Origin of the sequence: Kosakonia sp. HypNH10 (assembly GCF_029850615.1) — a bacterium.
GTDB classification, from domain to species: domain Bacteria; phylum Pseudomonadota; class Gammaproteobacteria; order Enterobacterales; family Enterobacteriaceae; genus Kosakonia; species Kosakonia cowanii.
In genome coordinates this window covers 258,944-284,208 of record NZ_JAOTIU010000005.1, presented here as the reverse complement: position 1 = coordinate 284,208, position 25,265 = coordinate 258,944, and the positions used below count along the sequence as shown (strand labels likewise).

Annotated in this window: 23 protein-coding genes; 16 read left to right on the top strand and 7 right to left on the bottom strand. The window is 57.7% G+C overall.

Annotated features, from left to right (window positions below; all coding sequences use genetic code 11):
* Window positions 1–39: 39 nt before the first annotated feature.
* Together rsmJ and prlC are read right to left on the bottom strand one after the other, a co-directional pair.
* Complete coding sequence (gene rsmJ / locus N7V53_RS16515) at window positions 40–792, bottom strand: 16S rRNA (guanine(1516)-N(2))-methyltransferase RsmJ (protein WP_200580951.1); 753 nt, start codon at window positions 790–792, stop codon at window positions 40–42.
* 3 nt (window positions 793–795) lie between these two features.
* Window positions 796–2,838, bottom strand: coding sequence for an oligopeptidase A (gene prlC / locus N7V53_RS16510; RefSeq protein ID WP_023482076.1), 2,043 nt, complete (start codon window positions 2,836–2,838; stop codon window positions 796–798).
* Window positions 2,839–3,018: 180 nt separating this feature from the next.
* Here prlC and N7V53_RS16505 point away from each other — a divergent pair, with 180 nt between their 5' ends.
* The 9 genes from N7V53_RS16505 (at window position 3,019) to pqqF (ending at window position 11,840) form a co-directional block, all read left to right on the top strand.
* Entirely contained in the window at window positions 3,019–3,861 is an 843-nt protein-coding gene (locus N7V53_RS16505; RefSeq protein WP_128481943.1) for a 23S rRNA (adenine(2030)-N(6))-methyltransferase RlmJ, read from the top strand.
* A gap of 84 nt (window positions 3,862–3,945) precedes the next feature.
* A complete protein-coding gene (gene gorA, locus N7V53_RS16500) occupies window positions 3,946–5,298 on the top strand; it encodes a glutathione-disulfide reductase (protein ID WP_279794061.1) in 1,353 nt (450 codons plus the stop codon).
* A 55-nt stretch (window positions 5,299–5,353) separates the two neighbouring features.
* The gene (locus N7V53_RS16495; RefSeq protein WP_279794060.1) at window positions 5,354–6,394 is read left to right on the top strand and encodes a dipeptidase; all 1,041 of its coding nucleotides are present in this window, start codon (window positions 5,354–5,356) and stop codon (window positions 6,392–6,394) included.
* 40 nt (window positions 6,395–6,434) lie between these two features.
* Complete coding sequence (gene pqqA / locus N7V53_RS16490; protein WP_071789594.1) at window positions 6,435–6,506, top strand: pyrroloquinoline quinone precursor peptide PqqA; 72 nt, start codon at window positions 6,435–6,437, stop codon at window positions 6,504–6,506.
* Between the two features lie 56 nt (window positions 6,507–6,562).
* Window positions 6,563–7,474 carry a pyrroloquinoline quinone biosynthesis protein PqqB gene (gene pqqB / locus N7V53_RS16485; protein ID WP_279794059.1) on the top strand — a complete coding sequence of 304 codons (912 nt, stop codon included), beginning with the start codon at window positions 6,563–6,565 and terminating at the stop codon, window positions 7,472–7,474.
* A gap of 8 nt (window positions 7,475–7,482) precedes the next feature.
* Window positions 7,483–8,238, top strand: a complete 756-nt coding sequence (gene pqqC, locus N7V53_RS16480) for a pyrroloquinoline-quinone synthase PqqC (protein ID WP_076769366.1) — start codon at window positions 7,483–7,485, stop codon at window positions 8,236–8,238.
* Entirely contained in the window at window positions 8,238–8,516 is a 279-nt protein-coding gene (gene pqqD / locus N7V53_RS16475) for a pyrroloquinoline quinone biosynthesis peptide chaperone PqqD (RefSeq protein WP_279794058.1), read from the top strand. Before pqqC ends, pqqD begins: the two co-directional genes overlap by 1 nt.
* Window positions 8,512–9,642: a pyrroloquinoline quinone biosynthesis protein PqqE gene (gene pqqE / locus N7V53_RS16470; RefSeq protein ID WP_279794106.1), complete on the top strand. Its 1,131-nt coding sequence runs from the start codon at window positions 8,512–8,514 to the stop codon at window positions 9,640–9,642. Before pqqD ends, pqqE begins: the two co-directional genes overlap by 5 nt.
* 2 nt (window positions 9,643–9,644) lie before the next feature.
* Window positions 9,645–11,840, top strand: a complete 2,196-nt coding sequence (gene pqqF / locus N7V53_RS16465; protein WP_279794057.1) for a pyrroloquinoline quinone biosynthesis protein PqqF — start codon at window positions 9,645–9,647, stop codon at window positions 11,838–11,840.
* Here pqqF and N7V53_RS16460 read toward each other — a convergent pair.
* From N7V53_RS16460 to N7V53_RS16450, 3 genes are all read right to left on the bottom strand, one after another.
* Window positions 11,837–12,271, bottom strand: a complete 435-nt coding sequence (locus tag N7V53_RS16460; RefSeq protein WP_279794056.1) for a putative T6SS immunity periplasmic lipoprotein — start codon at window positions 12,269–12,271, stop codon at window positions 11,837–11,839. The genes pqqF and N7V53_RS16460 overlap by 4 nt on opposite strands.
* Window positions 12,272–12,274: 3 nt before the next feature.
* Window positions 12,275–12,808, bottom strand: a complete 534-nt coding sequence (locus N7V53_RS16455) for a type VI secretion protein (RefSeq protein ID WP_279794054.1) — start codon at window positions 12,806–12,808, stop codon at window positions 12,275–12,277.
* A gap of 205 nt (window positions 12,809–13,013) precedes the next feature.
* Window positions 13,014–13,907 carry a LysR family transcriptional regulator gene (locus N7V53_RS16450; RefSeq protein ID WP_023482113.1) on the bottom strand — a complete coding sequence of 298 codons (894 nt, stop codon included), beginning with the start codon at window positions 13,905–13,907 and terminating at the stop codon, window positions 13,014–13,016.
* A 131-nt stretch (window positions 13,908–14,038) separates the two neighbouring features.
* Between N7V53_RS16450 and aguB the strand changes: the two genes are divergently transcribed.
* The 3 genes from aguB to N7V53_RS16435 all read left to right on the top strand — a co-directional run bounded on the left by aguB (window position 14,039) and on the right by N7V53_RS16435 (window position 18,096).
* Complete coding sequence (aguB, locus tag N7V53_RS16445) at window positions 14,039–14,926, top strand: N-carbamoylputrescine amidase (protein WP_023481996.1); 888 nt, start codon at window positions 14,039–14,041, stop codon at window positions 14,924–14,926.
* Entirely contained in the window at window positions 14,926–16,008 is a 1,083-nt protein-coding gene (gene aguA, locus N7V53_RS16440) for an agmatine deiminase (RefSeq protein ID WP_279794051.1), read from the top strand. Before aguB ends, aguA begins: the two co-directional genes overlap by 1 nt.
* 408 nt (window positions 16,009–16,416) lie before the next feature.
* On the top strand, window positions 16,417–18,096 hold the full coding sequence (locus N7V53_RS16435; protein ID WP_279794049.1) for an alpha,alpha-trehalase: 1,680 nt from the start codon (window positions 16,417–16,419) through the stop codon (window positions 18,094–18,096).
* Between the two features lie 365 nt (window positions 18,097–18,461).
* On the opposite strand, the gene N7V53_RS16430 is transcribed toward N7V53_RS16435, so the two are convergent.
* Window positions 18,462–20,054 carry an STY4199 family HEPN domain-containing protein gene (locus N7V53_RS16430; RefSeq protein ID WP_279794048.1) on the bottom strand — a complete coding sequence of 531 codons (1,593 nt, stop codon included), beginning with the start codon at window positions 20,052–20,054 and terminating at the stop codon, window positions 18,462–18,464.
* Window positions 20,055–20,330: 276 nt separating this feature from the next.
* Here N7V53_RS16430 and N7V53_RS16425 point away from each other — a divergent pair, with 276 nt between their 5' ends.
* Window positions 20,331–20,729 (top strand): YdeI family stress tolerance OB fold protein, encoded by a 399-nt coding sequence (locus tag N7V53_RS16425; RefSeq protein WP_023482124.1) that lies wholly within the window; start codon window positions 20,331–20,333, stop codon window positions 20,727–20,729.
* Window positions 20,730–20,771: 42 nt separating this feature from the next.
* Here the strand turns inward: N7V53_RS16425 and N7V53_RS16420 are convergent, their stop codons facing one another.
* Window positions 20,772–21,530: an SDR family oxidoreductase gene (locus tag N7V53_RS16420; protein WP_279794045.1), complete on the bottom strand. Its 759-nt coding sequence runs from the start codon at window positions 21,528–21,530 to the stop codon at window positions 20,772–20,774.
* Window positions 21,531–21,648: 118 nt separating this feature from the next.
* Between N7V53_RS16420 and N7V53_RS16415 the strand changes: the two genes are divergently transcribed.
* The 3 genes from N7V53_RS16415 to N7V53_RS16405 all read left to right on the top strand — a co-directional run bounded on the left by N7V53_RS16415 (window position 21,649) and on the right by N7V53_RS16405 (window position 25,231).
* Complete coding sequence (locus N7V53_RS16415; RefSeq protein ID WP_279794044.1) at window positions 21,649–22,551, top strand: LysR family transcriptional regulator; 903 nt, start codon at window positions 21,649–21,651, stop codon at window positions 22,549–22,551.
* A gap of 49 nt (window positions 22,552–22,600) precedes the next feature.
* Complete coding sequence (yhjD, locus tag N7V53_RS16410) at window positions 22,601–23,644, top strand: inner membrane protein YhjD (protein WP_279794043.1); 1,044 nt, start codon at window positions 22,601–22,603, stop codon at window positions 23,642–23,644.
* A gap of 270 nt (window positions 23,645–23,914) precedes the next feature.
* Window positions 23,915–25,231 (top strand): MFS transporter, encoded by a 1,317-nt coding sequence (locus N7V53_RS16405; RefSeq protein WP_279794042.1) that lies wholly within the window; start codon window positions 23,915–23,917, stop codon window positions 25,229–25,231.
* Window positions 25,232–25,265 lie beyond the last annotated feature (34 nt).

Below are 25,265 nucleotides of genomic sequence, written 5' to 3'. Positions count from 1 at the left end.
CTGAATACCGCCCGGTGCGCGCAACGCCACCGGGCTTTTTTATTCCCCGGAGCCGGGGTAGATATCGAACCGGTGGCTTTTAGTCACCACCGCAGATTGCGTGGCGACGCCGGCCAGCGGCGGCGCATAGTCGGGCCGCTTTACCACAACGCGTTTAATCGCTAACTGACGCGCAGGCTCCAGTAAACCATCGGCATCAAGATCCGGGCCAACCAGCGACTGAAAGACCCGCATCTCCTTTTTCACCAGCGCGCTCTTCTGCTTGTGCGGAAACATCGGATCGAGATAGACCACCTGCGGGCGCGGCGTAATATCCGCAAGCCCCGAGAGGCTTGAAGCGTGAATCAGCGTTAACCGGTCGCGTAGCCACGGGCCGACTTCCGCATCGGCATAGCCGCGCTGAAGCCCATCTTCCAGCAGGGCGGCAACTACCGGATTGCGCTCCAGCATGCGGACCCGGCAACCGACGGAGGCGAGCACAAAGGCGTCGCGCCCGAGCCCGGCAGTCGCATCCACCACTTCCGGCAGATAGCTGCCTTTGATGCCGACCGCTTTCGCCACCGCTTCCCCGCGACCGCCGCCAAACTTGCGCCGGTGCGCCATCGCGCCTGCAACAAAATCGACAAATATGCCGCCGAGTTTCGGTTCATCGCGTTTACGCAGCTCAAGATGAGTCGGGGTGCGAACCAGCGCCATCAGGTTGTCGTTATCCGGCTCCAGCCCAAAGCGGGCGATAAGATCGGATAAGGCACCGTCTCCGGTGCCTGTTTCATCCACTAAACAGATCTTCAAGTGTTAGCCTTCGATACCATAATGCTCAAGCATCGCGTCAATCTGCGGCTCACGCCCGCGGAAGCGTTTGAACAACTCCATCGGCTCTTCTGAACCGCCGCGCGTGAGGATGTTATCGAGGAACGACTGCCCGGTTTCGCGGTTGAAAATGCCCTCTTCCTCGAAGCGGGAGTAAGCGTCGGCTGCCAGCACATCGGCCCACAGGTAGCTGTAGTAACCCGCTGCGTAACCACCCGCAAAGATGTGGCTAAAGGCGTGCGGGAAACGACCCCACGACGGCCCAGGCATCACCGCTACCTGGCGTTTGATTTCGGCCAGAGTTTCGAGGATTTTCGCCCCCTCTTGCGGGTTAAATTCCGCATGCAGACGGAAGTCGAACAGGCCGAACTCCAGCTGGCGCAGGATAAACATCGCCGCCTGGTAGTTTTTCGCCGCCAGCATTTTATCCAGCAACTCCTGCGGCAGCGGCTCGCCGGTCTCAAAGTGACCGGAGATAAACGCCAGCGCCTCCGGCTCCCAGCACCAGTTCTCCATAAACTGGCTCGGCAGCTCGACCGCATCCCACGGCACACCGCTGATGCCCGCAACGCCTGCGGTTTCAACCCGCGTCAGCATATGGTGCAGGCCATGACCAAACTCATGGAACAGGGTGATCACTTCATCATGGGTAAAGAGCGCCGGTTTGCCGCTCACCGGGCGGTTAAAGTTACAGGTGAGATAGGCGACCGGCTTTTGCAGCGTGCCGTCGGCGCGGCGCATCTGGCCGACGCAATCATCCATCCACGCCCCGCCGCGTTTGTGCTCGCGGGCATAGAGATCGAGGTAGAAGCTGCCGCGCAGCTCGTTGTTTTCGTCATACAGTTCGAAGAAGCGCACTTCCGGATGCCAGACATCAACATCGGTACGCTCTTTGGCGGTAATGCCGTAAATGCGTTTAACCACTTCGAACAGGCCGTTAACGGCGCGGTTTTCCGGGAAGTACGGGCGCAGTTGCTCATCGCTGATGCTGTAGAGGTGCTGCTTCTGTTTTTCGCTGTAGTAGGCGATATCCCACGGTTGCAGATCGTCGACGCCAAACTCCGCTTTCGCAAAAGCACGCAGCTGTGCCAGCTCTTTCTCGCCCTGCGGACGCGCGCGTTTCGCCAGATCGGTTAAGAACTCCAGCACCTGCGCCGGGTTTTCCGCCATTTTGGTCGCCAGTGATTTATCCGCATAGCTCTCAAAGCCAAGCAGCTGTGCCAGTTCGTGACGCAGGGCGAGGATCTCTGCCATCACCGGGCTGTTATCCCATTTACCGGCGTTCGGCCCCTGATCGGAGGCGCGGGTGCTGTACGCGCGATACATCTCTTCGCGCAGCGCCTGGTTGTCGCAGTAGGTCATCACCGGCAGATAGCTCGGAATATCGAGCGTTAACAGATAGCCCTCTTGCTCTTTGGCTTCCGCCTGCGCTTTCGCCGCCGCTAAGGCGCTTTCCGGCATACCGGAGAGTTCAGATTCGTCAGTAACCAGCTTGCTCCAGCCCATGGTGGCATCGAGCACATTGTTGCTGTAGAGGTTGCCCAGCTCAGAGAGGCGCGCGGCGATTTCGCCATAGCGTTTCTGCGTCTCTTTCGGCAGGCCAATACCCGACAGTTTGAAGTCGCGCAGGGCGTTATCGACCGATTTTTTCTCGGCAACGCTCAGTTCAGCGTAGTGGTCGCCATCGCGCAGATCGCGATAGGCGTTATAGAGCCCTTCATGCTGGCCGACCCAGGTGCTGTACTCAGAGAGCAGCGGCAGGGTCTGTTCGTAAGCTTCACGCAGTTCCGGGCTGTTTTTCACGGAATTCAGGTGGCTGACGGGAGAGAAGAGACGACCCAGGCGGTCATCGACTTCCGCCAGCGGCTGGCAAAGATTGGCCCAGGTATAGGGGCCACCCTGCGCGACAACGCTCTCAACCGCGTTTCGGCAGTCGTCCAGCGCTTTCGTTACCGCAGGGACAACGTGTTCAGGACGAATGTGGGAAAACGGCGGTAACTCGAAAGGCGTCAAAAGGGGGTTGGTCATATGCGCAGTCCTGTTGAAAAGGGTGTTTGATTAGCATGGGGCTAACTTATGGAGATTTCAATGCCGGAGGGTGCGCTTAAGCCGGGTATCGCTGCAATAAGCGGAGGGTTGAGCGGTAATCCGCCGCGATCTGCGATAGACTGTGCGAAATCTCGTTTAATTTCTGGAATCTCCAACGCTATGCTCAGTTATCGCCACAGCTTCCACGCGGGCAACCACGCCGACGTCCTCAAACACACCGTTCAGAGCCTGATCATCGAAGCGCTGAAAGAAAAAGAGAAACCGTTCCTCTATCTCGATACCCACGCTGGCGCGGGGCGTTATCAGCTCTCCGGCGAGCATGCGGAGCGCACCGGTGAATATATGGAAGGGATTGCGCGCATCTGGCAGCAGGACGATCTGCCCGCCGAGCTGGAACCCTATATGAATGTGGTGCGTCACTTTAACCGTGGCGAGCAGCTGCGTTACTACCCAGGCTCACCGCTGATTGCCCGCCAGCTGCTGCGCGAGCAGGACACATTGATGCTGACCGAGCTGCATCCGAGCGACTTCCCGCTGCTGCGCCAGGAGTTCCAGAAAGATGAACGCACTCGCGTGGCGCGCGCCGACGGCTATCAGCAATTAAAAGCCAAACTGCCGCCGGTCTCCCGCCGCGGTCTGATCCTGATCGACCCGCCGTATGAGATCAAAACCGACTACCAGGCAGTGGTAAGCGGTATCAGCGAAGGCCACAAACGTTTCGCCACCGGCGTGTACGCCCTCTGGTATCCGGTTGTAATGCGCCAGCAGATCAAACGCATGCTGCGCGATCTGGAAGCGACCGGCATTCGCAACATCCTGCAAATCGAGCTGGGCGTGCGCCCGGACAGCGATCAACGCGGCATGACCGCCTCCGGCATGATCGTGATTAACCCGCCGTGGAAACTCGAAGCGCAAATGAACAACGTGCTGCCGTGGCTGCACAAGAAACTGGTCCCGGCCGGTACAGGCCATACGCTGGTAAACCAGGTAGTAGCAGAGTAATCGCAGCCATCGGTGGCGCATTACGCCCGGCGCGTTACAATCGCGCCACGACTGTCGACTTCGTTCAGGATTAAGGAAACGACCATGAGCAAACATTATGACTACCTCGCCATCGGTGGCGGCAGCGGCGGTATCGCCTCGATCAACCGTGCCGCCATGTATGGTCAAAAATGCGCGCTGATCGAAGCTAAAGAGCTGGGCGGCACCTGCGTTAACGTCGGCTGCGTGCCGAAAAAGGTGATGTGGCATGCGGCGCAGATCGCCGAAGCGATCCATCTTTACGGCCCGGATTACGGTTTCGACACCACGGTGAATCACTTCGACTGGAGCAAACTGGTCGCCAGCCGCAGCGCCTACATTGACCGTATTCACACCTCTTATGACAACGTGCTGGGCAAAAATAATGTGGATGTGATCCGCGGCTTTGCGCGCTTTGTCGATGCCAAAACCGTGGAAGTGAACGGCGAGACGATTACCGCCGATCATATTCTGATCGCCACCGGCGGTCGCCCGAGCCACCCGTCGATTCCCGGCGCGGAATATGGCATCGATTCCGATGGCTTCTTCGCCCTGCCCGCGCTGCCAAAACGCGTTGCGGTAGTGGGCGCAGGCTATATCGCCGTTGAACTGGCGGGCGTGATCAACGGTCTCGGCGCTGAAACGCACCTCTTTGTGCGTAAACATGCGCCGCTGCGCAGCTTCGACCCGATGATCTCCGAGACGCTGGTGGAAGTGATGGCGGCAGAAGGCCCGAGCCTGCACACCCACGCCGTGCCGACTGCGGTTGCGAAAAACGGCGACGGCAGCCTGACGATTACGCTGGAAGATGGCCGTTCGCAGACCGTCGACTGCCTGATCTGGGCGATTGGCCGCGAACCGGAAACCGATAACTTCAACCTTGCCGCCACCGGTGTGAAAACCAACGACAAGGGCTATATCGAAGTGGATAAGTTCCAGAACACCAGCGTTCCCGGCATCTACGCGGTGGGCGATAACACCGGCGCGGTTGAACTGACGCCGGTGGCCGTGGCCGCTGGTCGTCGCCTCTCCGAGCGGCTGTTTAACAACAAGCCGGACGAGCATCTGGACTACAGCAATATTCCGACCGTGGTCTTCAGCCACCCGCCAATCGGCACCGTCGGCTTAACCGAACCGCAGGCGCGCAAGCAGTATGGCGACGACCAGGTGAAGGTCTATAAATCCTCCTTTACCGCGATGTATACCGCCGTCACCTCTCACCGCCAGCCGTGCCGCATGAAGCTGGTCTGCGTCGGGCCAGAGGAGAAGATTGTCGGTATTCACGGCATCGGCTCCGGGATGGATGAGATGTTGCAGGGCTTCGCCGTGGCGCTGAAGATGGGCGCGACCAAGAAGGACTTCGACAACACTGTTGCTATCCACCCGACGGCGGCGGAAGAGTTCGTCACCATGCGTTAATGCTCCACGCAAACTGGCCCCCGCGGCCAGTTTGTTTTTACACAAGGTTTCAATGATGGCAGCGCAATTTCCGGTGTTTGATGGTCATAACGATCTGCTGCTGCGCCTGTGGATGGAGCAGCCAAACACTTCTGTCGAACAGGTTTTCAGCGGCCTTAACGGCGGCCATCTCGATTTTCCCCGCATGCAGCGCGCCGGTTTTGCCGGTGGGCTGTTCGCCGTCTTTGTGCCGCCCGCTCGCTATATCGCAGAGATGCGCGGCATCACGCCCGCTGAAGCGCAGGCGCTGCACGATCCGCTCCGGATCACCCACCAGCAGATCGATCTCTTCTACCGCATGGTCGACGCCTCAGAGGGCAGAATGCGCGTCTGCCACAGCGCGCAGGAGATTGCGCAGTGCCTGCAAGATGGCACCATTGCGCTGGTGCTGCATATTGAAGGTGCCGATGCCATAAACGCAGAGTTAGATCCGCTTGATGCGCTGGTCGCACGCGGCGTGCGCAGTATTGGGCCGTTCTGGAACCTGCCGAATGTGTTTGGCGAAGGGGTAAACGGCCGCTTTCCCGGTTCGCCGGATACCGGGCCGGGCCTGAGCGAGGCGGGCAAACGGCTTATCCACGCCTGCAACCAACGGCGAATTTTGATCGACCTCTCGCATATGAATGAACGGGCGTTCTGGGACACCGCTGCCCTCAGCACTGCGCCGCTGGTCGCCAGCCACTCCAATGCTCACGCCCTCTGCCCGCAGCCGCGCAATCTCACCGATGCTCAGCTGGAGGCGATTGCCGCCAGCGACGGGCTGGTGGGCGTTAACTTCGGCACCGCCTTCCTGCGTGAAGATGGCAAGCGCGACGCCCGCACTCCTTTACACAAAATTTTCCAACACATCGACTATCTGCTTACTAAACTTGGTGAGGATCGTGTAGCATTCGGCTCCGACTTTGACGGCATCGACCTGCCGGAAGAGTTGGGCGATGTCACGGGGCTACCGCGACTCATGGCCCTGCTGACGTCGTCTGGCATCAGCCAGTCGTTGGCAGAGAAGCTTGCCTGGCGCAACTGGCTGCGAGTTCTGAATATGACCTGGGGTAACTGAAGCACGCGGGTTACCTCCTCTCATCCCAAGGAGTTACGCTATGTGGACTAAACCAACGTTTGTGGATCTGCGCTTAGGTCTGGAAGTCACTCTCTATATTTCCAACCGCTAAACGCGCCCGCCCGCCTTGCTGCGGGCTTCCTCTTTTTTGCTTACCGGTTTACACAGATGCTGATTACTGTTTTAGGTTCCGCAGCGGGCGGCGGCTTTCCCCAATGGAACTGCAACTGCCCGAACTGCGCGGGAGTGCGTAACGGCACAATGCAAACCTCAGCGCGCACGCAATCGTCGATTGCGATAAGCGATGACGGCAAAAACTGGGTGTTGTGCAACGCCTCGCCCGATATCAGCCAGCAATTACGCGCCACGCCTGTGCTGAACAGACCCGAAAAGCTGCGCGGTACCGCCATTGGCGCGATTATCCTGACCGACAGCCAGATTGACCACAGCGCGGGGCTGCTAAGCCTGCGCGAAGGGTGCCCACATCAGGTGTGGTGCACGCCGGAAGTGCATGAAGATCTCAGCACCGGCTTTCCCGTCTTCCCGATGCTCAGCCACTGGAATGGCGGGCTGCGACATCACCCTGTTGAGCCGCTGGCGCGCTTCCAGGTGGCGGTTTGCCCGCAGTTGCACTTTACCGCTATCCCGCTGCTGAGCAATGCACCGCCCTACTCGCCCTACCGCGATCGCCCGTTACCCGGGCACAACGTGGCGCTGTTTATTGAAGACAGCAACAGCGGGCAGAGCCTGCTTTACGCGCCGGGTCTTGGCGAGCCAGATGAGACGATTATGCCGTGGTTGCAGCGCGCCGACTGCCTGCTGATCGACGGCACGCTGTGGCGTGATAACGAGCTGAGCGCCACCGGCGTGGGCGGTCACAGTGGCAAAGCGATGGGTCACCTGGCGTTGGCTGAAGAGCAGGGTCTCGCATCCCTGCTGGCGACGCTGCCCGCCCGTCGCAAGATTTTAATTCATATTAACAATACCAACCCGATCCTGAATGAAGCCTCCCCGGAACGAAAAAGCCTTGAGCAACAGGGGATTGAAGTGAGCTGGGACGGGATGGTTATCGCGCTATAAGAGGTTTCATGAGTGAAGCAATATGCCTGACGCCCGAGGAGTTTGAGGCCGCATTACGAGCGAAGGGTCAGTACTATCATATTCATCACCCTTATCACATCGCGATGCATAACGGTGAAGCCACGCGGGAGCAGATCCAGGGCTGGGTCGCGAACCGCTTTTACTACCAGACCAGCATTCCGCTGAAAGACGCGGCGATCATGGCCAACTGCCCACATCCGGAAGTGCGCCGCCAGTGGGTGCAACGCATTCTCGATCACGATGGCGAGGGGGAAAGCGAAGGCGGTATCGAAGCGTGGCTGCGCCTTGGCGAAGCGGTGGGGTTAACCCGCGAAAGCCTGCTCTCGGAAGAGCGGGTGCTGCCGGGCGTGCGTTTTGCGGTGGATGCTTACGTTAACTTTGCCCGCCGCGCCTGCTGGCAGGAGGCGGCATGCAGTTCGCTGACCGAACTCTTCGCGCCGCAGATCCACCAGTCGCGCCTCGACAGCTGGCCGCAGCACTACACGTGGATTGAACCGCAGGGGTATGACTACTTCCGCAGCCGTCTCGGCCAGGCGCGACGCGATGTCGAGCACGGTTTATCGCTGGCGCTGGAGTGGTGCGACACCGCTGAGAAGCAGCAGCGGATGCTCGACATCCTGCAATTTAAACTCGACATTCTCTGGAGCATGCTTGATGCGATGACCATGGCTTACAGCCTTCATCGCGCGCCCTATCACACCGTCACCGCGGACGCGGTGTGGCACACAAGGAGACTGGTGTAATGCACATTCAGGCACATCACATTCCCGCCTTTCGCCGGGGCTACCGTTTGCAGTGGGAAGCCGCGCAGGATTGCCATGTGATCCTCTACCCGGAAGGGATGGCGAAGCTGAACGACAGCGCAACGGCGATCCTCTCGGAAGTCGATGGTATTAAAAGCGTGGGCGAGATTATCGCTACGCTGGAGGCGCGGTTTCCCGACGCCGAAGAGCTCGCCGCTGACGTGCTCGATTTCCTGGCGCAGGCCTATGCGCAGAAGTGGGTGATTTTCCGTGATTGAGGCCGCCAAAAGCGTCAATCCGCCGCTCTGGCTGCTGGCGGAGCTGACCTATCGCTGCCCGCTACAGTGCCCCTACTGCTCCAACCCGCTCGACTTCTCGACCCAGGAGCAGGAGTTGACCACGGCGCAGTGGATTGAGGTATTTCGCCAGGCGCGGGCGATGGGCAGCGTGCAGCTTGGCTTTTCCGGCGGCGAACCGCTGCTGCGCAAAGATTTGCCGGAGCTGATTGCCGCCGCGCGCGGGATGGGGTTTTACACCAACCTCATCACCTCGGGCATTGGCCTGAGCGAGAAGAAGCTGCACACCTTTGCCGATGCCGGGCTCGATCATATCCAGATCAGCTTCCAGGCGAGCGATCCTGAACTGAATGCCGCGCTGGCGGGCAATGAGAAAGCCTTTCATCAGAAGCTGGCGATGGCGAAAGCGGTCAAAGCGCTCGGCTACCCGATGGTGCTGAACTTCGTTTTACACCGGCACAATATCGACCAGATCGACCGGATTATCGCCCTGGCGTTACAACTGGAAGCCGATGATGTTGAGCTGGCGACCTGTCAGTTTTACGGCTGGGCACAGCTTAACCGTGAAGGGCTGCTGCCGAGCCGCGAGCAGATTGCCCGCGCCGAAGCGGTGGTCAGTGACTACCGGGCGAAGATGGCGGAAAGCGGCAATCTGACCAACTTACTGTTTGTCACCCCGGACTACTACGAGGAGCGTCCGAAGGGCTGCATGGGCGGCTGGGGGGCGATCTTCTTAAGCGTGACCCCGGAAGGCACCGCACTGCCGTGCCACAGCGCGCGCCAGCTGCCGGTGAAATTCCCCTCGGTGCTGGAGCACTCGCTGGAGCACATCTGGTATGACTCCTTCGGCTTTAACCGCTATCGCGGCAACGACTGGATGCCGGAGCCATGCCGCTCCTGCCCCGAGAAGGAGCAGGACTATGGTGGCTGCCGCTGCCAGGCCTATATGCTGACCGGCGATGCGGCGAATGCCGACCCGGTATGCAGCAAATCGCCGCATCACGGCACCATTCTCGCGGCACGCGAAGAGGCCAACCATAGCCGCATCGGCGTGCATGAACTGCGTTTTCGCAACCGCGTTAACTCGCAACTGATCGTCAAAGGCTAACCATGCAGACCCGACAGCTCCACCTCGACAATGGTTTGCACGTCACACTGGTGCATCAACCCGACGCGCGCCAGGCGGCTGCGCTGTGGTGCGTCGACGCCGGCAGCCTGCAAGAGCCGCAGGGCTGGCCGGGGCTGGCGCATCTGCTGGAGCATATGCTGTTTCGCGGCAGCCTCGGTTTTCCGCAGGCGCAGCGCCTAATCAGCTGGGTACCGTCGCAGGGCGGGCGGCTTAATGCCTCAACCCGGCTGGCGCAGACGGCCTACTTTTTTGAAGTGCCTGCCGATCTGCTGGAGCCGGGGCTGTTACGCCTTACCGATATGCTGGTGACGCCGCAGCTTAATGAGAGCGAGATCCTCGCCGAAGCCTCGGTGATCGACGCAGAATATCGCCTGTTACAGCACGATGCGGAAAAACGCCGTGAAGCCGCTCTGCTAAAGATGCTGGATGGCGATGGTCAACTGGCGCGTTTTCGCATCGGCAACCACGCAAGCTTTGGCGACGAAGCCGCCCCGCTTCAGCAGGCGTTGCAGGCTTTCCACCAGCAGCACTATCACGCCGGGAACCTGCGCCTCTTTTTACAGGGGCCGCAAACGCTGGAGAATCTCGAAGCGCTGGCGCGCTGTAGCGCCGCGCCGCCTCCCTCTGCCAGAGAGGCCGATGCGGTAATGCCGCTCACCCTCGAACGGGGAGATTGCGCGCTGCATCAGCCGCGCGAAACCATGCTGGTGCTGAGCTTTACCCCTCCCGCCGCCGCCAGCGGTGCACTGCGTCTGCTGGAAACCCTGCTGGTGGACGAAACCGCGGGCGGGTTGATGGATATCTGGCGTCAGCGCAACCTGGTAACGGCCATCAACCTACAGGCCGATTGCCTGAATGCCGAAACCCTCTGGTTGCGGTTCACTTTTACGCTGCGCGATGAAACCGTCAGCCCCGCACAGGTTGAATCCCTCTTCTTCCGCTGGCTTGACGCCGTCAGCGCCCTGAGTGAGACGCAATGCCAGGCGCTCTGCCGCTTTACGCTGCACGCTTTTATGCAGCTCGCACCGCTTGAAGCACTGCGCGCGCGCGCCATTGGCCTGCTGCCGCCCGATCCCGACGGCTGGCCTGCCTTGCTGGCAGCCCTCAACCCGGTGCACGCCAGCCGGTTATGGGCCTCGCCTGAGGTGCGCGGTGAAACCGTTGAGAGCCAGGGCTTTACCCTGACGCTGGCTCCTTTCATGCCGCAAGCGGCACCTGATGAGCCGGTCTCGTTTACCCCCTTTCCGACACCTGCGCCGCTGCATGCGCCTGCGCTCCCTTCAGCCACTGCGCCGCTGGCGTGGCAACCGGCTGCGGGCGACGCTTCGCTGCGGCTGCGACCACAACCTGCCACGGCATTTAGCGATGAAACCGGCTGGTGGCTGGCATCACGCCTGCGGCCGCTTAGCGCATGGGCCGCGCGCCAGGGCGGCGTGTTGACCGTGCAGCGTGAGCAAGGGATCTGGCAGCTTCACCTCTGCGGAGAGGCGCTGCTGATGCAGTCCCTGCTGGCGGAAATTAACCAGATTTTACACCGCGAGGATGCTAACGCCGGGGTGCAGGCGCGTCTTGCGCTGGCGCAGGAGAGCGCCCGTGAGATGCAAGGCAGCGCCGTGCGCCGCTTACTGGCGCAGCTGCCGCGCGAACTGATAACTTCTGTCGCACAGCCAACTCAGCAGGTCTGGCAAGCCCATCTGACGGGCGGCGACGAGGCGCTGCATCAGGCGCTCTCCCGCCTGTTAAGCGCCTTTCTCTTTCCTGTTGAGACCGAAACCGATGCGCCGCCGCTTATCGCGGCCGGGAAACACTTCATGCTGGATACGCATGAGGAGGACAACGCGCTGCTGCTGTTCCTGCCAGTTGAAGAAGATATTGAGGAGATGCAGGCGCTTATCCAGCGCTATCAGCCGCTCTTCTTCCACCAGATGCGTGTGGAGCGCAGCCTCGGGTATGTGGCTCAGTGCCAGTGGTACTACTGCGCGGATCGCCAGGGTGTGCTGGTGGTGATGCAGTCGCCCACTCACTCACCGGACGCGCTGCGCGAAGAGGCGCAAGGGTTCTTTGTGCAGCAGGCCAGCGCAACGCCCGGCCCGCAAGCCGAGTGGCTGGCGCAGCAGATGCCGAATGCCTGGCGCGGCACGAGTGGGAAACAGCAACCGTTTAGTGAAACGCGTTAAAACTCGCTGTCGTTAACGGCGATAGGTTTCGCATGGCCTGCGTCAATCGCGAAGGCAACGTTAAAGCGACGCGTATTAAACGCCGTGGTCTGCGCTTTGGCTTTCGAGGAGAGCACAAATGTCGTAATGAATTCCCCTCTGTCAGGGAATTTATAGAGGCCAGGTGGAATACACATTTTGCCCTCTTTTACCGCTAACCGCGGCGCTTGTTGATACCAACGCTCTTTATAAGGGGTGGTGCGCGGCGCGATTGAAATAAAGGCGGGCTGATAATCTTCAGCGTCTTTAATGGTGAAACAGACCTGAGCGTTTTTTACCATTACCGGGGCGGTTTCGGCGGGCTTATAGCGCTGATCGACACGGTCGCCCATCGGGCAGCCGCTAAGTAGAGGTAAGCATAATAAGGGGAGAAAGGCGTAGTAGTTTTTCATTTTTTATAACCCTGTGGGAAAGTTTCTTAATGCAACTTTATAGAGGCTCTTTAATTCTTCTTCATACTGCACAACATTTTTCAGCGTTACTACTCCTGCGGTTTTTAATTCAATCCACTTCCGCAGCCCATGCGTTTCAAGTATGAAATGGTCAGCGACAATTTGAGCCTGCTGCTCAAGAGGATATTGCGCTAATTTGCGACCGTCTAATCTGTAGCCATAATCTGCGCGCCAGCTGTAAAGTCCCCGTAAGAAGACTTGCATACCCCGTTCCCGCTGCCACACATGCATCATTTCATGGATAAAAAGATGTTGTAGATCAGCCTCTTTAGTCGAAAAATCATCCCGATACCATTCGCGAAAATAGATCTCGCCGTTGGGTGACATGACATAATTATCAAACTGCAATCCGAACGGTAAATAGCTGTCATGATGTATCCAGACAGTATGATAACGAATAGCATTACCGAAAACCGATCTGGCTAATCGTAGCTCCCCTAAGGTCAATAATCTAAGGGTACCCTCTTTGTTGCTCATATGTGACTCCATGTATTAATTATTTTCTTCCTGCGACCCAATATAACGCCACGCCGGAATGCATTCCAGCAGGCATATTTATTCAGGAATTTATTTAGAATCAAGCCCCAAAAATTGGGACCAAAAAAGAAAGAGTCTAAACATTCACGGAGTAACTATTTGGTAGAAGTGATGTGGAAGCGGCTTACGTTGAGATTCCGCCCTCCTATATCCGCACCGTTTTTAATTCATCGATCAGCCACTGCACGGCGGGCTGGTAGTCATAGAGGCGGTGCGAGAGCAGCAGTAAGTCGTACGACGGCGCGCCTTCCGGCAGCGTCATGATGCGCAGCGGCAACATCTTTGCCAGCTCCTGGGCGATACGAAACGGAACGCACATTAAATACCCCGATGCCACGGCGACACGGCCGCCGACGGCGTAGCTTTGCACTACCGTTGCCAGTGGGCGGTAGAGGTGCTGCGATAAGAGCCAGTTGTCGATATGGTCTGCGCCGGAGCTGACGGCGGGCAGGTGGATTTGCGCCTCGCTGACCAGATGGCGCATCGTCAGCTGCTCCGGCAGATCGCTGCGCTCAAGCGAGGCGATGGCGACAAAGTGATCGGAGATAAGCCGGTGCTTATTAAAGTAGTGCGGAATGTGCTGCACATTTTCGACGCCGATAAATGCATCCAGCTGCCCGTTCTCTACACGTTCGACCTTGATCGTCTCCGAAAGAATATCCACCGAGAGCCGCACATTCGGCGCGATGGTTTTAAAGCGCGCGGTGAGCACCGGCATAAACATAAATTCGAAGTAGTCGACCGCACCGATATAGAAGGTATGCGCATCACGCGCCGGATCAAAGTGGCTTGGCCCGCGCGTTGCGGTATCGAGCTTGCTCAGCGCGCTCTCAATCACCGGGATCATCCGCGCCGCATAGGGCGTCGGCTCCATGCCGCTATGGGTGCGAATAAACATCTCATCTTTCAGTTGTTCACGCAGGCGGTTCAGCGCGTGGCTAAAGGCCGACTGGGACAAATTCGCCTTCTGCGCCGCGCGGGTGACGTTTTTCTCTTTCGCCAGAATCGGGATAAGGCGCAGCAAATTTAAATCGACCACTATTATGCATCCTGTTCATGTTTTCATGATAACAATACATTTTATTCATAACGCAGATCGTTGCTATAGTTTGCGCCACAATAAGTGCTGAAATTTTGCACTAACCGAACCGAGACCTACGGGAGATGTTTATGAGAAATGTAACTGTCGCCGCCACCCAAATGGCATGCACCTGGGATCTGGAGAAAAACGTACAGAACGCCGAGCGTCTGGTACGTGAAGCTCACCGCCAGGGCGCGCAGGTTATCCTGATTCAGGAGCTGTTCGCCGCGCCTTACTTCTGCATCGATCAGAGCCCGGAGCACTATGCGCTGGCGCAGGAAGTGGACAACAGCCCGCTTATCAAACATTTCTCTGCCCTGGCAAAAGAGCTGGAAGTGGTGCTGCCGCTGAGCCTGTTCGAGAAGAGCAACAATGCCTACTACAACTCGCTGGTGATGATTGATGCCGACGGCAGCGTGCTCGACACCTACCGTAAAACGCACATCCCGAACGGCCCGGCGTACCAGGAAAAACAGTTCTTCATCCCGGGCGATACCGGCTTCAAAGTGTGGAACACCCGCTATGCGAAAATCGGCGTCGGCATCTGCTGGGATCAGTGGTTCCCGGAAACGGCTCGCTGCCTGGCTCTGCAGGGCGCGGAACTGATTTTCTACCCGACCGCTATCGGTTCAGAACCGGCTTACCCGGATATCGACAGCCAGCCGCACTGGACCCGCGTCCAGCAGGGCCACGCTGCCGCAAACGTTGTACCGGTGATCGCCTCTAACCGTATCGGTACCGAAGCCAGCAAATATATTGAAGGCCTGGAAATGACCTTCTACGGCTCCTCTTTTATTGCCGATCAGACCGGTGCGCTGGTTGAGCAGGCAAACAAAACCAGCGAAGCGGTGCTGGTTCACACGTTCGATCTCGATGCGATTGCCGCACAGCGCGCCTCCTGGGGCCTGTTCCGCGACCGTCGTCCGAACATGTACACCGCGCTGGCAACCTCTGATGGCAGCGTGAGGAGCAAGTAATGTCACAGCTGACCATGCCGGTAAAAGACGGATTCAGCATGCCCGCCGAGTGGGCACCACATCAGGCCGTGTGGATGATTTGGCCCTACCGTACGGATAACTGGCGTGCCGACGCCGCGCCCGCGCAGCAGGCTTTCTCTGCGGTGGCAAAAGCGATCTCCCGTACCACGCCGGTCATTATGGGCGTGCCGGCAGCGGAAATGGCGAAAGCGCGGGCAGCAATGCCCGCCGACGTCACGCTGGTGGAGATGGAGAGCGACGACGCCTGGATGCGCGATACCGGCCCGACGGTCGTGACTAACGCTGCGGGCGAAAAACGCGGTATTAGCTGGACATTTAACGCATGGGGCGGCCTTAACGGCGGTCTCTACGCCAGCTGGGATCGCGATCAGTTAGTGGCTGAGCAGGTAGCAAACTACCATCAGATGCCGTGCTACCACACGGACCTGGTGCTGGAAGGTGGCTCGATTCACGTTGATGGCGAAGGCACCCTGCTGACCACCGCAGAGTGTCTGCTCAACGCCAACCGCAACCCGAACCTGAGCAAAGCGCAGATCGAACAGCAGCTGCGTGACTACCTTGGCGTAACGCAGATCATCTGGCTGCCGGACGGCGTGTTTAACGATGAGACCGACGGTCATATCGATAACATGTGTTGCTTTGTGCGCCCGGGCGAAGTTGCCCTGCACTGGACCGATGATGAAAACGATCCGCAGTACGCCCGCTCCATGGCGGCGCTTGACGTGCTGCAAAGCGTGGAAGATGCGCAGGGTCGTCGCCTGAAAGTGTGGAAAGTGCCCTCTCCGCAGCCGCTTTACGCCAGCGCGGAAGAGACGTGCGACGTCGAGAAAGGCACGGCGATTGAGCGTCACGAAGGCAACCGCCTGGCGGGTTCTTACGTCAACTATCTGGTCAGCAACCAGCAGATCATTTTCCCGCTGCTGGACCCGGCGACCGATGGCGCGGCGCAGGCGCTGTTTACTGAGATGTTTCCGGATTTCATTATCACTGGCGTGCCGGCTCGCGAGATCCTGCTTGGCGGCGGTAACATCCACTGCATCACGCAGCAAATCCCCCGCTAATCCCCTTCCCGGCGGCCTGTGTCGCCGGGAGTTTTTACTCTTTCTCTCGCGCCGTATGGCGGGTATTGCAACATTGCTCTAACGTAATAAGAGCGTATTCTGATTTCTTTCCCCAGCGATAAAATGAACGACCCTGTTCTGCGGTGGTCAACTGCGTAATACCGGGTTAATTCACAAATCGTTGCAAAACGAATGCTCCGAAATTTACCGCTACTTAAAGCACAGGAATAAGTGACTTATTCGTGCTTTATCAGCCAGTTGTGGATTTTTAGCTGCTGTAAGGCCGATTTTAAAACGTGATCATCCGCACACTTTGATCACCAGAGATCGAAGCGAATGTCTAAGCTTTATAGATAGCCGGGCAACACCCGTAGTTTTTTACGACGACATCCGGAGGCCAACGTCACTATGTTCAACCAGAAACTACAAAGCGCAGAATTAATGGAATGGGTATTCGAAGACGAAACCTACGACACCGATCCGTGCGAGTTAAAACTGGATGAAATGATCGAGGCGGAACCGGAACCGGAGATGATTGAGGGGATGCCCGCATCTGATGCGCTCACGCCTGCCGATCGTTATCTGGAACTGTTTGAGCACGTGCAGTCCTCCCGCATCTTCGCCGACAGCAAGACTTTCCCTGACTGTGCGCCGAAGATGGATCCGCTCGATATCCTGATTCGCTATCGCAAAATTAAACGTAAACCGGAATTCAATTTACGCCAGTTCGTGAAGGCGCACTTCTGGATGCCGGAAAACTACGCCAAAGAGTATGTCTCTAACCCGGAAAACTCGCTGAAAGAGCATATCGACCAGCTGTGGCCGATCCTCACCCGTGAGCCGCGAGACCATATTCCGTGGTCCTCCCTGCTGGCGCTGCCGCAATCCTATATTGTGCCCGGCGGGCGTTTCCGTGAGACCTACTACTGGGACTCCTACTTCACCATGCTGGGGCTGGCAGAGAGTGGTCGTGACGACCTGCTGCGCTGCATGGCCGATAACTTCGCGTGGATGATTGAGCGTTACGGGCATATCCCTAACGGCAACCGCACTTACTACTTAAGCCGTTCCCAGCCGCCAGTTTTTGCGCTGATGGTCGAACTGTTTGAGGAGGATGGTGTACGCGGCGCGCGGCGCTACCTTGACCATCTGCTGATGGAGTATGACTTCTGGATGGATGGCGCGGAGTCGCTGGTGCTGAACCAGGCTTACCGCCACGTGGTGCGTATGCCGGACGGCTCGCTGCTTAACCGTTACTGGGATGACCGCGATACGCCGCGTGATGAGTCCTGGATTGAAGACGTCGAGACCGCGCGTCACTCCGGTCGTCCGCCGAATGAGGTGTATCGCGATCTGCGTGCTGGCGCGGCCTCCGGCTGGGATTACTCTTCCCGCTGGCTGCGTGATGCGCACCGTCTGGCGAGCATCCGCACCACGCAGTTCATCCCGATCGATCTGAACGCGTTTATGTTCAAGCTCGAGAGCGCCATTGCCAACATCTCCGGGCTGAAAGGCGACCGCGAGCGTGAAGCGCTGTTCCGCCAGAAAGCGAGCGACCGCCGTGCGGCCATCAACCGCTATCTGTGGGATGACGAAAGCGGCTGCTTCCGCGACTACGACTGGCGTCGTGAAGAGATGGCGCTCTTCTCTGCTGCGAGCATTGTGCCGCTCTATGTCGGCATGGCAACGCACGAGCAGGCTGAACGGCTGGCGGAAGCGGTCACCAACCGTCTGCTGACGCCGGGCGGGATCCTGACGACGGAGTATGAAACCGCCGAGCAGTGGGATAAACCCAACGGCTGGGCACCGTTGCAGTGGATGGCGATCCAGGGCTTTAAGCTCTACGGCAACGATGAGCTGGGCGACCAGATTGCCCGCAGCTGGCTGAAGACGGTGAATGTTTTCTATCAGCAGCACCATAAGCTGATTGAGAAGTACCACATCGCCAGCAGCACGCCGCGCGAAGGTGGCGGCGGTGAGTACCCGTTGCAGGATGGCTTCGGCTGGACCAACGGCGTGGTACGCCGGTTGATTGGGCTGTACGGCGAGCCAAAAGTGGACGAGCCGGACGACAAGCAGCAAGAGTGATAATGCTGCACATTCCGTGGGCCGCCATCCGGCATTCAACGCCTGATGGCGGCTTACGCCTTATCAGGCCTAAAAACCTCTCCCTGCGAACCTGTAGGCCGGATAAGCATCAGCGCCATCCGGCAAACCATGCCTGATGACGGCTTATGCCTTATCAGGCCTACAAAACCTCTCCCTGTGAACCTGTAGGCCGGATAAGCGCCAGCGCCATCCGGCAAACCCTACCTGATGGCGGCTTACGCCTTATCAGGCCTACAAAATCTCTCCCTGCGGGCCTGTAGGCCGGATAAGCGCCAGCGCCATCCGGCAAACCATGCCTGATGGCGGCTTTACGCCTTATCAGGCCTACGGGACTTGAGCATTACTCAATCAATGGCGTTATAAATGGCGGTGTGTGTCTCTGCCCATTTACGGTTCTCATCGCTCGGACTGGCGTCATAACGCAACTGTGCCTGCTCCATCTCATAACGCTGGCGATCGACCACCGGTTTGGTGGTGCAAAACGCCTGCAGGTAATTTTTGGTGATGGAGGTGAGCGGCTTATTGTTCGCCACCATCTCATGGGTCAGGGTGGTAATAAAACGTCGGCACGGGCGCTTCTCATCCATCTGCAAACGGTAGCGCAGCAGCAGATCGAGCACATCGTTGTAATCCGAAATCACCGCATGTTCGGTCCAGGAGAGTTTCCAGTTCATGCCGGTACGCAAAAAGAGCGACACCACGCGGGTATCGTTGCGGTCGATAGCCGAGCGGAAGTTGTTCTCATCCCGCGGCAGCCCCATTGAGCTGAGCTCCTCTTTCGCCGACGGTTTCTGACGCTCCTCAGCAATGGGCACCGTAATATTGGTCTGACGCGCCACTGGCGCAGAAACGCCGCCCATAAAGAGCCAGAAGGCACCAATCACAATCACCAAAGCGACGACGCCCACCGCGCCCCACAGCACGCCAGAGACCATCTGTTCGCGCTCTTCGCGGCTGCGCACCTGGCGGGTCGCCGGTTTATCAATACTGTCGCGAATCGGCTGGGTATCGCCGCCCGCGGCGCGATCCTTTTTGCGCGCCTGCTCCCAGTAGGCATCCAGCTCACCAGCAGCCTCTTTCAGTAACGCGGCGGGGTTAATTTTGCCGCGCCCCTCATCAAAGGCGCGCTGTACTGGCCCGGCGATCTGCGGATAGTAGCCCTCGAGCATCGCTAACTGGTTAGAACTCAGCGCATTGCCGGCGATGACGCTGGTGCGGATCTCGCGCACATCATCTAACAGGGTTTGCAGGGTTTTACGCGGTTCGACAAACAGGCTCAGACCAGACGCATCGTTAAACAGACTGGCGTAGCGCTGGCCGTACTCTTTTTTATCCACCAGCAGCAACGCCAGCTCGCTAAACAGCATGCCGCTTAACACATCATTGCGGTCGCCAAGGCGCAACCAGCGGCGCACACGATCGGCACCGAACTGCGTTTTCAGGTGATTGCGCAGGCGCTCCGCATCGGGCCACGCCTGCATCACCAACCCTTTCATCATCATCTCCATCGCGCGCAGGTGTTGCAGCCCGCTCTGCTGCTGGAGCGGATCGTTAGGGCCGAGCGCGGTGCTGTAGGTCAGCAGCTTCTGTTTTTTACGCAGGTTCTCCAGCGCGGCGATAAAGCGCAGCGCGGCAATAAGCTGGTTTTCCGTAACGCTCTGCCCGTTCTCATAGCGCGGCACCAGTTGTTGCAGGTGACGAAGCTGTAACGTGAACTGCGTTAACTCCGCATCGTTAAGTTTGAGTCTTTTCGCCACCGCTCCCCAGCCACCCAAACTGAGGCGCGCAACATCAAGCTGTTCCAGAAACCAGCGCGGATCTTTTCCTTCATCAAAATGCACATTTAACAGCAGCAAAATTTCGACAGAAGCCTGGCGAATAATAGCGATGCATTTTTCAAACTGTTCACCTGTATTAACAGGGGCAGGAGTTGTCATTATTTTCCCTTAAGCACAACTTAAGACATATTGCGCTGACCCAGTCAGCGGGTAATTTTTTCTTTAGTTATTAGTCGCTAAAAGATAGCTCAGCGGCGGCTGATTATCAGTGATACCTGTTTCAGAATAATAAAAACAGCCCCAAATATTCACGATATTTATTTTTTTACACGCGGTCGTTTTTTTATAAGACCAGGAAAACAGATAAATCGCCTGTACAGTTGCCCGCTCTCTGCCAGGCTTAAAGTCGTGTACTGGTAACAATCAGGAGAAGTTATGAAAAAAATCGTGCTTTCCGCCTGCTTAGCAGCTCTTTTTTCGATGTCAGCATTTGCAGATGAGGCACCCGGCCTGAAAGCGGATAAAGCCCCGCCGCCGCCACATAAAATGGACGACGGTTACCGGGGCATTGAAGATGCGCGCAGCATGACCGTTAAACAGGCGAAGAGCCTGCATGACGGTGCTTCAGTTTCGATGCGCGGCAATCTATTGAAGAAAGAGGGGAACGATCTCTATCAGTTCCGCGATAAAACGGGCCATATTCAGGTGCAAATCCCGATGGCGGTCTTTGAAGGTAAATCCTTCTCGCCGGACGATCTGGTTGGCATCAGCGGCTCGCTGGATAAAAAACAGAAGCCTGAGCGCGTTAAAGTCACGCACTTCCAGGTGGAGTAAGTGGCCGCCCGGTAGCCTTTACGCTGCCGGGCGTTATGCGCATTACAGGAACATCCCGCCTGAGACCTCCACCCGCTGCGCCGTCATCCATGCCAGCTTATCGCTGAGCAGGGCGGCAATCGCATCGCCAATATCATCCGGCTGCCCCACCCGCCCGAGCGCCGTCTGCGAGGCGATATAGTGGTGAACCTGCTCGTTGTCCCGCACCACGCCGCCGCTAAAATCGGTCGCAATCGCGCCTGGCGCGATGATATTCACCGCAATTCCGCGCTCGCCCAGCTCTTTTGCCTGGTAGCGGGTCAGCACCTCCATTGCCCCTTTCACCGCCGCATAGCTGGCGCGTCCCGGCTGGCAAAAGCGCGTTAGCCCGGTAGAGACATTCAGAATGCGCCCGCCGTTTTTGATCAGCGGTAGCAGTTTCTGCGTCAGGAAAAAGGGGCCTTTAAAGTGGATGTTGACCATCTCGTCAAACTGCGCTTCACGCGTCTCGGCAAAAGCGGCCTGAACGCCGGTTCCGGCATTGTTCACTAAATAATCAACGCTATCGCGCTGCCATACAGTTTGCAGCCGTTCCTGCACCTGCGAGACAAAATCATCAAATTGGCTGATATCGCCGACATTCAGCGCTAATGCTGTCGCCTTACCCCCTTTTTGCTCAATCTCTTCCACCACTTTTTGCGCTTCAACATGGTTGGTGTTGTAAGTCAGGATGATGCCAATTCCGTTTGCCGCCAGCTTCAATACCGCGTTTTTACCCAGCCCGCGACTACCACCCGTTACGATTGCGATTGGTTGTGTCATATAAACCCCTTTGTTGTTGATAACCTGCACAACAAAAAGCTTATTGGCTGCACGGCGAACAATAAAGGTGCTAAATTACGCTTTACTGTTTCATAAATAACAACAATAGTGCACAGTGATGGATAAAATTTACGCAATGCAGCTTTTTGTCCGCGTCGCGGAGCTTTCCAGCTTCTCTAACGCGGCGGAGTCGATGGGGTTACCGAAAGGAAGCGTGTCGCGCCAGATTCAGGCGCTGGAAACGGAGCTTGGCACGCAGTTGTTGCACCGCACCACGCGCCGCGTGCAGCTGACGCAAGATGGCATGGTCTATTACGAGCGGGCGAAAGATCTGTTGGCGAATATTGAGGCGCTGGACGGGATGTTCCTGCACGATCCCTCAAGTATCAGCGGGCGTTTGCGGGTGGATATGCCGGTCGCGGTGGCGAAAAATTTAGTGATTCCGCGGTTGCCCGATTTTTTGCAGCACTACCCCGGCATTGAGCTGGAGCTGAGCAGCAGCGATCGGCTGGTGGATGTGATCCGCGAAGGGTTTGATTGCGTGGTGCGCGTCGGCACGCTGAAGGATTCCGGCCTGATTGCCCGCCAGCTTGGCAGGCTATCGATGATCAACTGCGCCAGTCCCGATTATCTGGCGCGTTTTGGCTATCCGGAGTCGCTGGAGGATCTCGCCTCCCACGCGCTGGTGCACTACACCGTCAACCTCGGTGCGCGCCCGCAGGGCTTTGAAGTGTGGCTGGATAAGCAGACGCGCTGGGTGAAAACCGGCGGTATTCTCACCGTCAATAGCACCGAAACCTATCACGCTGCCTGCGTGGCAGGGCTGGGCATTATTCAGGTGCCGCGCGTCGGCGTGCGCGAGGCGTTACGCAACGGAAAGCTGGTAGAGATCTTGCCGCAATATCGCGCCGAACCGATGCCGGTTTCGCTGATCTACCCGCACCGACGCAACCTTTCGCGACGCGTACATCTGTTTATGGAGTGGCTCTCAACCGTGCTGAAGGATTATGTCGACCAGTAGCGACTATAATTCTGCATACCACACATTCAGGAGAAGGAAATAAAACCTGATGAAAACGGAAGATGTCGAAAAACGTCCCACGCAAGACCTTGAGTATGAGCCTGTCAGGAAGATGGCAGAAACCCCGGAAAAACCGGAACAAGAGACCTCTGATAAAGATGGCGGTGCAATTGCCGCCGTGACCGATACGGCAAAAAAGATCCAGCGTAAACCGTTGGTGGCGCACCTTATCCGCGCCGCAGAGCGCTTTAACGATCGGATGGGCAACCAGTTTGGTGCAGCGATCACCTACTTCTCCTTTCTGTCGATGATCCCCATCATGATGGTCTCGTTTGCTACCGCCGGGTTTATCCTCGCCTCGCATCCGACGCTGTTGCAGGACATCTTTAATAAGATCCTGCAAAGCGTCAGCGACCCGACCATGGCCTCGACGCTGAAAAATACGCTCAATATCGCCGTGGAGCAGCGCACGACCGTCGGGATTGTCGGCTTTGCTATTGCCCTCTACTCAGGCGTGAACTGGATGGGCAACCTGCGGGAAGCGATTCGCGCCCAGTCGCGCGATGTCTGGGAGCGTAACGCGCAGGATGAAGAGAAGATTTGGGTAAAGTACTTCCGCGACTTTATCTCGCTGATTGGCCTGCTGGTGGCGCTGGTCATCACCCTCTCCATCACCTCGGTGGCCGGGGCGGCGCAGGAGCTGATCATCTCCACGCTGCACCTTGATTACATCGATTGGCTGAAACCGGCCTGGGGGCTGATTGGCCTGATGATTTCGGTGCTCGCCAACTACCTGCTCTTCTTCTGGATCTTCTGGCGGCTGCCGCGCCATCGTCCGCGTAAGCGCGCGCTGATCCGCGGCACGTTTATCGCCGCCATTGGCTTTGAAGTGATCAAAATCGTTATGACCTGGACCCTGCCGTCGCTGGTGAAATCCCCCTCCGGCGCGGCATTTGGCTCGGTGCTGGGTCTGATGGCCTTCTTCTACTTCTTCGCCCGCCTGACGCTTTTCTGCGCGGCGTGGATTGCCACCGCACAGTATAAAGATGACCCACTGATGCCGGAAGGTCGCCGTCGTCGCACGGTTAAATAAGCTATCGGGCTGATAGATAGAATGAAAATATCAGCCCGATCCATAATTCCAGCATGAAAATCCAGTCCGTAACTTTTATTTAACCGAAAACCAGTTTTATCCACTAACTTCTAAAATGTGTGAAGCATTTCATAGATGTGAAATCACAGGTCTGAAAATTATTCGCTTTTTGCCGCTTTTTTGCCCGCCCGCCGGGTTTGTTACAGATTGAAATAACGCTTTTGCTGTGGCTAATATGCTCGTTCGTTCGCCTAAAAATAAGAAAACATTATGCAAGCTACAGCTACAACCTTTGACAACGAGCAGGAAAATCCCCCGGTAAACTCGCGCAAAAAAGTCGTCGTCGCCTCGCTGATTGGCACCGCCATTGAGTTCTTCGATTTCTATATTTACGCCACCGCGGCGGTTATCGTTTTCCCGCATATCTTCTTTCCCCAGGGCGACACCACCGCAGCCACGCTGCAATCACTGGCAACCTTCGCCATCGCCTTTATCGCCCGCCCTATCGGCTCCGCCGTTTTCGGCCACTTCGGCGATCGCGTCGGGCGCAAAGTCACCCTCGTCGCTTCGCTGCTGACCATGGGTATCTCTACCGTCGCCATCGGCCTGCTGCCGGGTTATGAAACCATTGGCGTGCTGGCACCGCTGCTGCTGGCGCTGGCCCGTTTTGGTCAGGGCTTAGGTCTGGGCGGTGAGTGGGGCGGCGCAGCGCTGTTGGCGACCGAGAACGCGCCGCCGCGTAAACGCGCGCTGTATGGCTCCTTCCCGCAGCTGGGCGCGCCTATCGGCTTCTTCTTTGCCAACGGTACCTTCCTGCTGCTCTCCTGGCTGCTGACCGATGAGCAGTTTATGCAGTGGGGCTGGCGCGTGCCGTTTATCTTCTCCGCCGTGCTGGTGCTGATTGGTCTCTATGTTCGCGTCTCGCTGCATGAAACCCCGGTGTTCGCCAAGGTCGCAGCCGCGAAGAAGCAGGTGAAGATCCCACTTGGCACGCTGCTGACAAAACATGTGCGCGTGACGGTGCTGGGCACCTTTATCATGCTGGCGACCTATACGCTGTTCTATATCATGACCGTTTATTCGATGACCTTCAGCACCTCGCCGCAGGGCTTAGGTATGCCGCGCAATGAAGTGTTGTGGATGCTGATGATGGCGGTAATTGGTTTTGGCGTGATGGTGCCGATTGCCGGTCTGCTGGCGGATGCGTATGGGCGTCGTAAGAGCATGATTGTCATCACCACGCTTATCATTCTCTTCGCGCTGTTCGTCTTCCCGCCGCTGCTGGGCTCCGGTAGCCCGGCGCTGGTGATGACCTATCTGCTGATTGGCCTGAGCCTGATGGGATTGACCTTCGGCCCGATGGGCGCGCTGCTGCCGGAGCTGTTCCCGACGGAAGTGCGCTACACCGGTGCCTCGTTCTCCTATAACGTCTCGTCGATTCTTGGTGCTTCGGTAGCCCCTTATATCGCCACCTGGTTGCAGGCGAACTACGGCCTGATGTATGTCGGCTTCTACCTGGCGGCAATGGCGGGGTTAACCCTTATCGCCCTGCTGCTGACCCACGAAACCAAGCATCAATCCCTCTGATGATTCCCCCTCTCTGTCACCAGAGAGGGGTTTT

Bases quoted from the DNA above. Each gene is read 5' to 3' on its own strand.
- prlC (WP_023482076.1), bottom strand. From the start codon at position 2,838: ATGACCAACCCCCTTTTGACGCCTTTCGAGTTACCGCCGTTTTCCCAC.
- N7V53_RS16505 (WP_128481943.1), top strand. From the start codon at position 3,019: ATGCTCAGTTATCGCCACAGCTTCCACGCGGGCAACCACGCCGACGTC.
- gorA (WP_279794061.1), top strand. From the start codon at position 3,946: ATGAGCAAACATTATGACTACCTCGCCATCGGTGGCGGCAGCGGCGGT.
- N7V53_RS16495 (WP_279794060.1), top strand. From the start codon at position 5,354: ATGGCAGCGCAATTTCCGGTGTTTGATGGTCATAACGATCTGCTGCTG.
- pqqB (WP_279794059.1), top strand. From the start codon at position 6,563: ATGCTGATTACTGTTTTAGGTTCCGCAGCGGGCGGCGGCTTTCCCCAA.
- pqqC (WP_076769366.1), top strand. From the start codon at position 7,483: ATGAGTGAAGCAATATGCCTGACGCCCGAGGAGTTTGAGGCCGCATTA.
- pqqD (WP_279794058.1), top strand. From the start codon at position 8,238: ATGCACATTCAGGCACATCACATTCCCGCCTTTCGCCGGGGCTACCGT.
- pqqF (WP_279794057.1), top strand. From the start codon at position 9,645: ATGCAGACCCGACAGCTCCACCTCGACAATGGTTTGCACGTCACACTG.
- N7V53_RS16460 (WP_279794056.1), bottom strand. From the start codon at position 12,271: ATGAAAAACTACTACGCCTTTCTCCCCTTATTATGCTTACCTCTACTT.
- N7V53_RS16455 (WP_279794054.1), bottom strand. From the start codon at position 12,808: ATGAGCAACAAAGAGGGTACCCTTAGATTATTGACCTTAGGGGAGCTA.
- aguB (WP_023481996.1), top strand. From the start codon at position 14,039: ATGAGAAATGTAACTGTCGCCGCCACCCAAATGGCATGCACCTGGGAT.
- aguA (WP_279794051.1), top strand. From the start codon at position 14,926: ATGTCACAGCTGACCATGCCGGTAAAAGACGGATTCAGCATGCCCGCC.
- N7V53_RS16435 (WP_279794049.1), top strand. From the start codon at position 16,417: ATGTTCAACCAGAAACTACAAAGCGCAGAATTAATGGAATGGGTATTC.
- N7V53_RS16430 (WP_279794048.1), bottom strand. From the start codon at position 20,054: ATGACAACTCCTGCCCCTGTTAATACAGGTGAACAGTTTGAAAAATGC.
- N7V53_RS16425 (WP_023482124.1), top strand. From the start codon at position 20,331: ATGAAAAAAATCGTGCTTTCCGCCTGCTTAGCAGCTCTTTTTTCGATG.
- N7V53_RS16420 (WP_279794045.1), bottom strand. From the start codon at position 21,530: ATGACACAACCAATCGCAATCGTAACGGGTGGTAGTCGCGGGCTGGGT.
- N7V53_RS16415 (WP_279794044.1), top strand. From the start codon at position 21,649: ATGGATAAAATTTACGCAATGCAGCTTTTTGTCCGCGTCGCGGAGCTT.
- yhjD (WP_279794043.1), top strand. From the start codon at position 22,601: ATGAAAACGGAAGATGTCGAAAAACGTCCCACGCAAGACCTTGAGTAT.
- N7V53_RS16405 (WP_279794042.1), top strand. From the start codon at position 23,915: ATGCAAGCTACAGCTACAACCTTTGACAACGAGCAGGAAAATCCCCCG.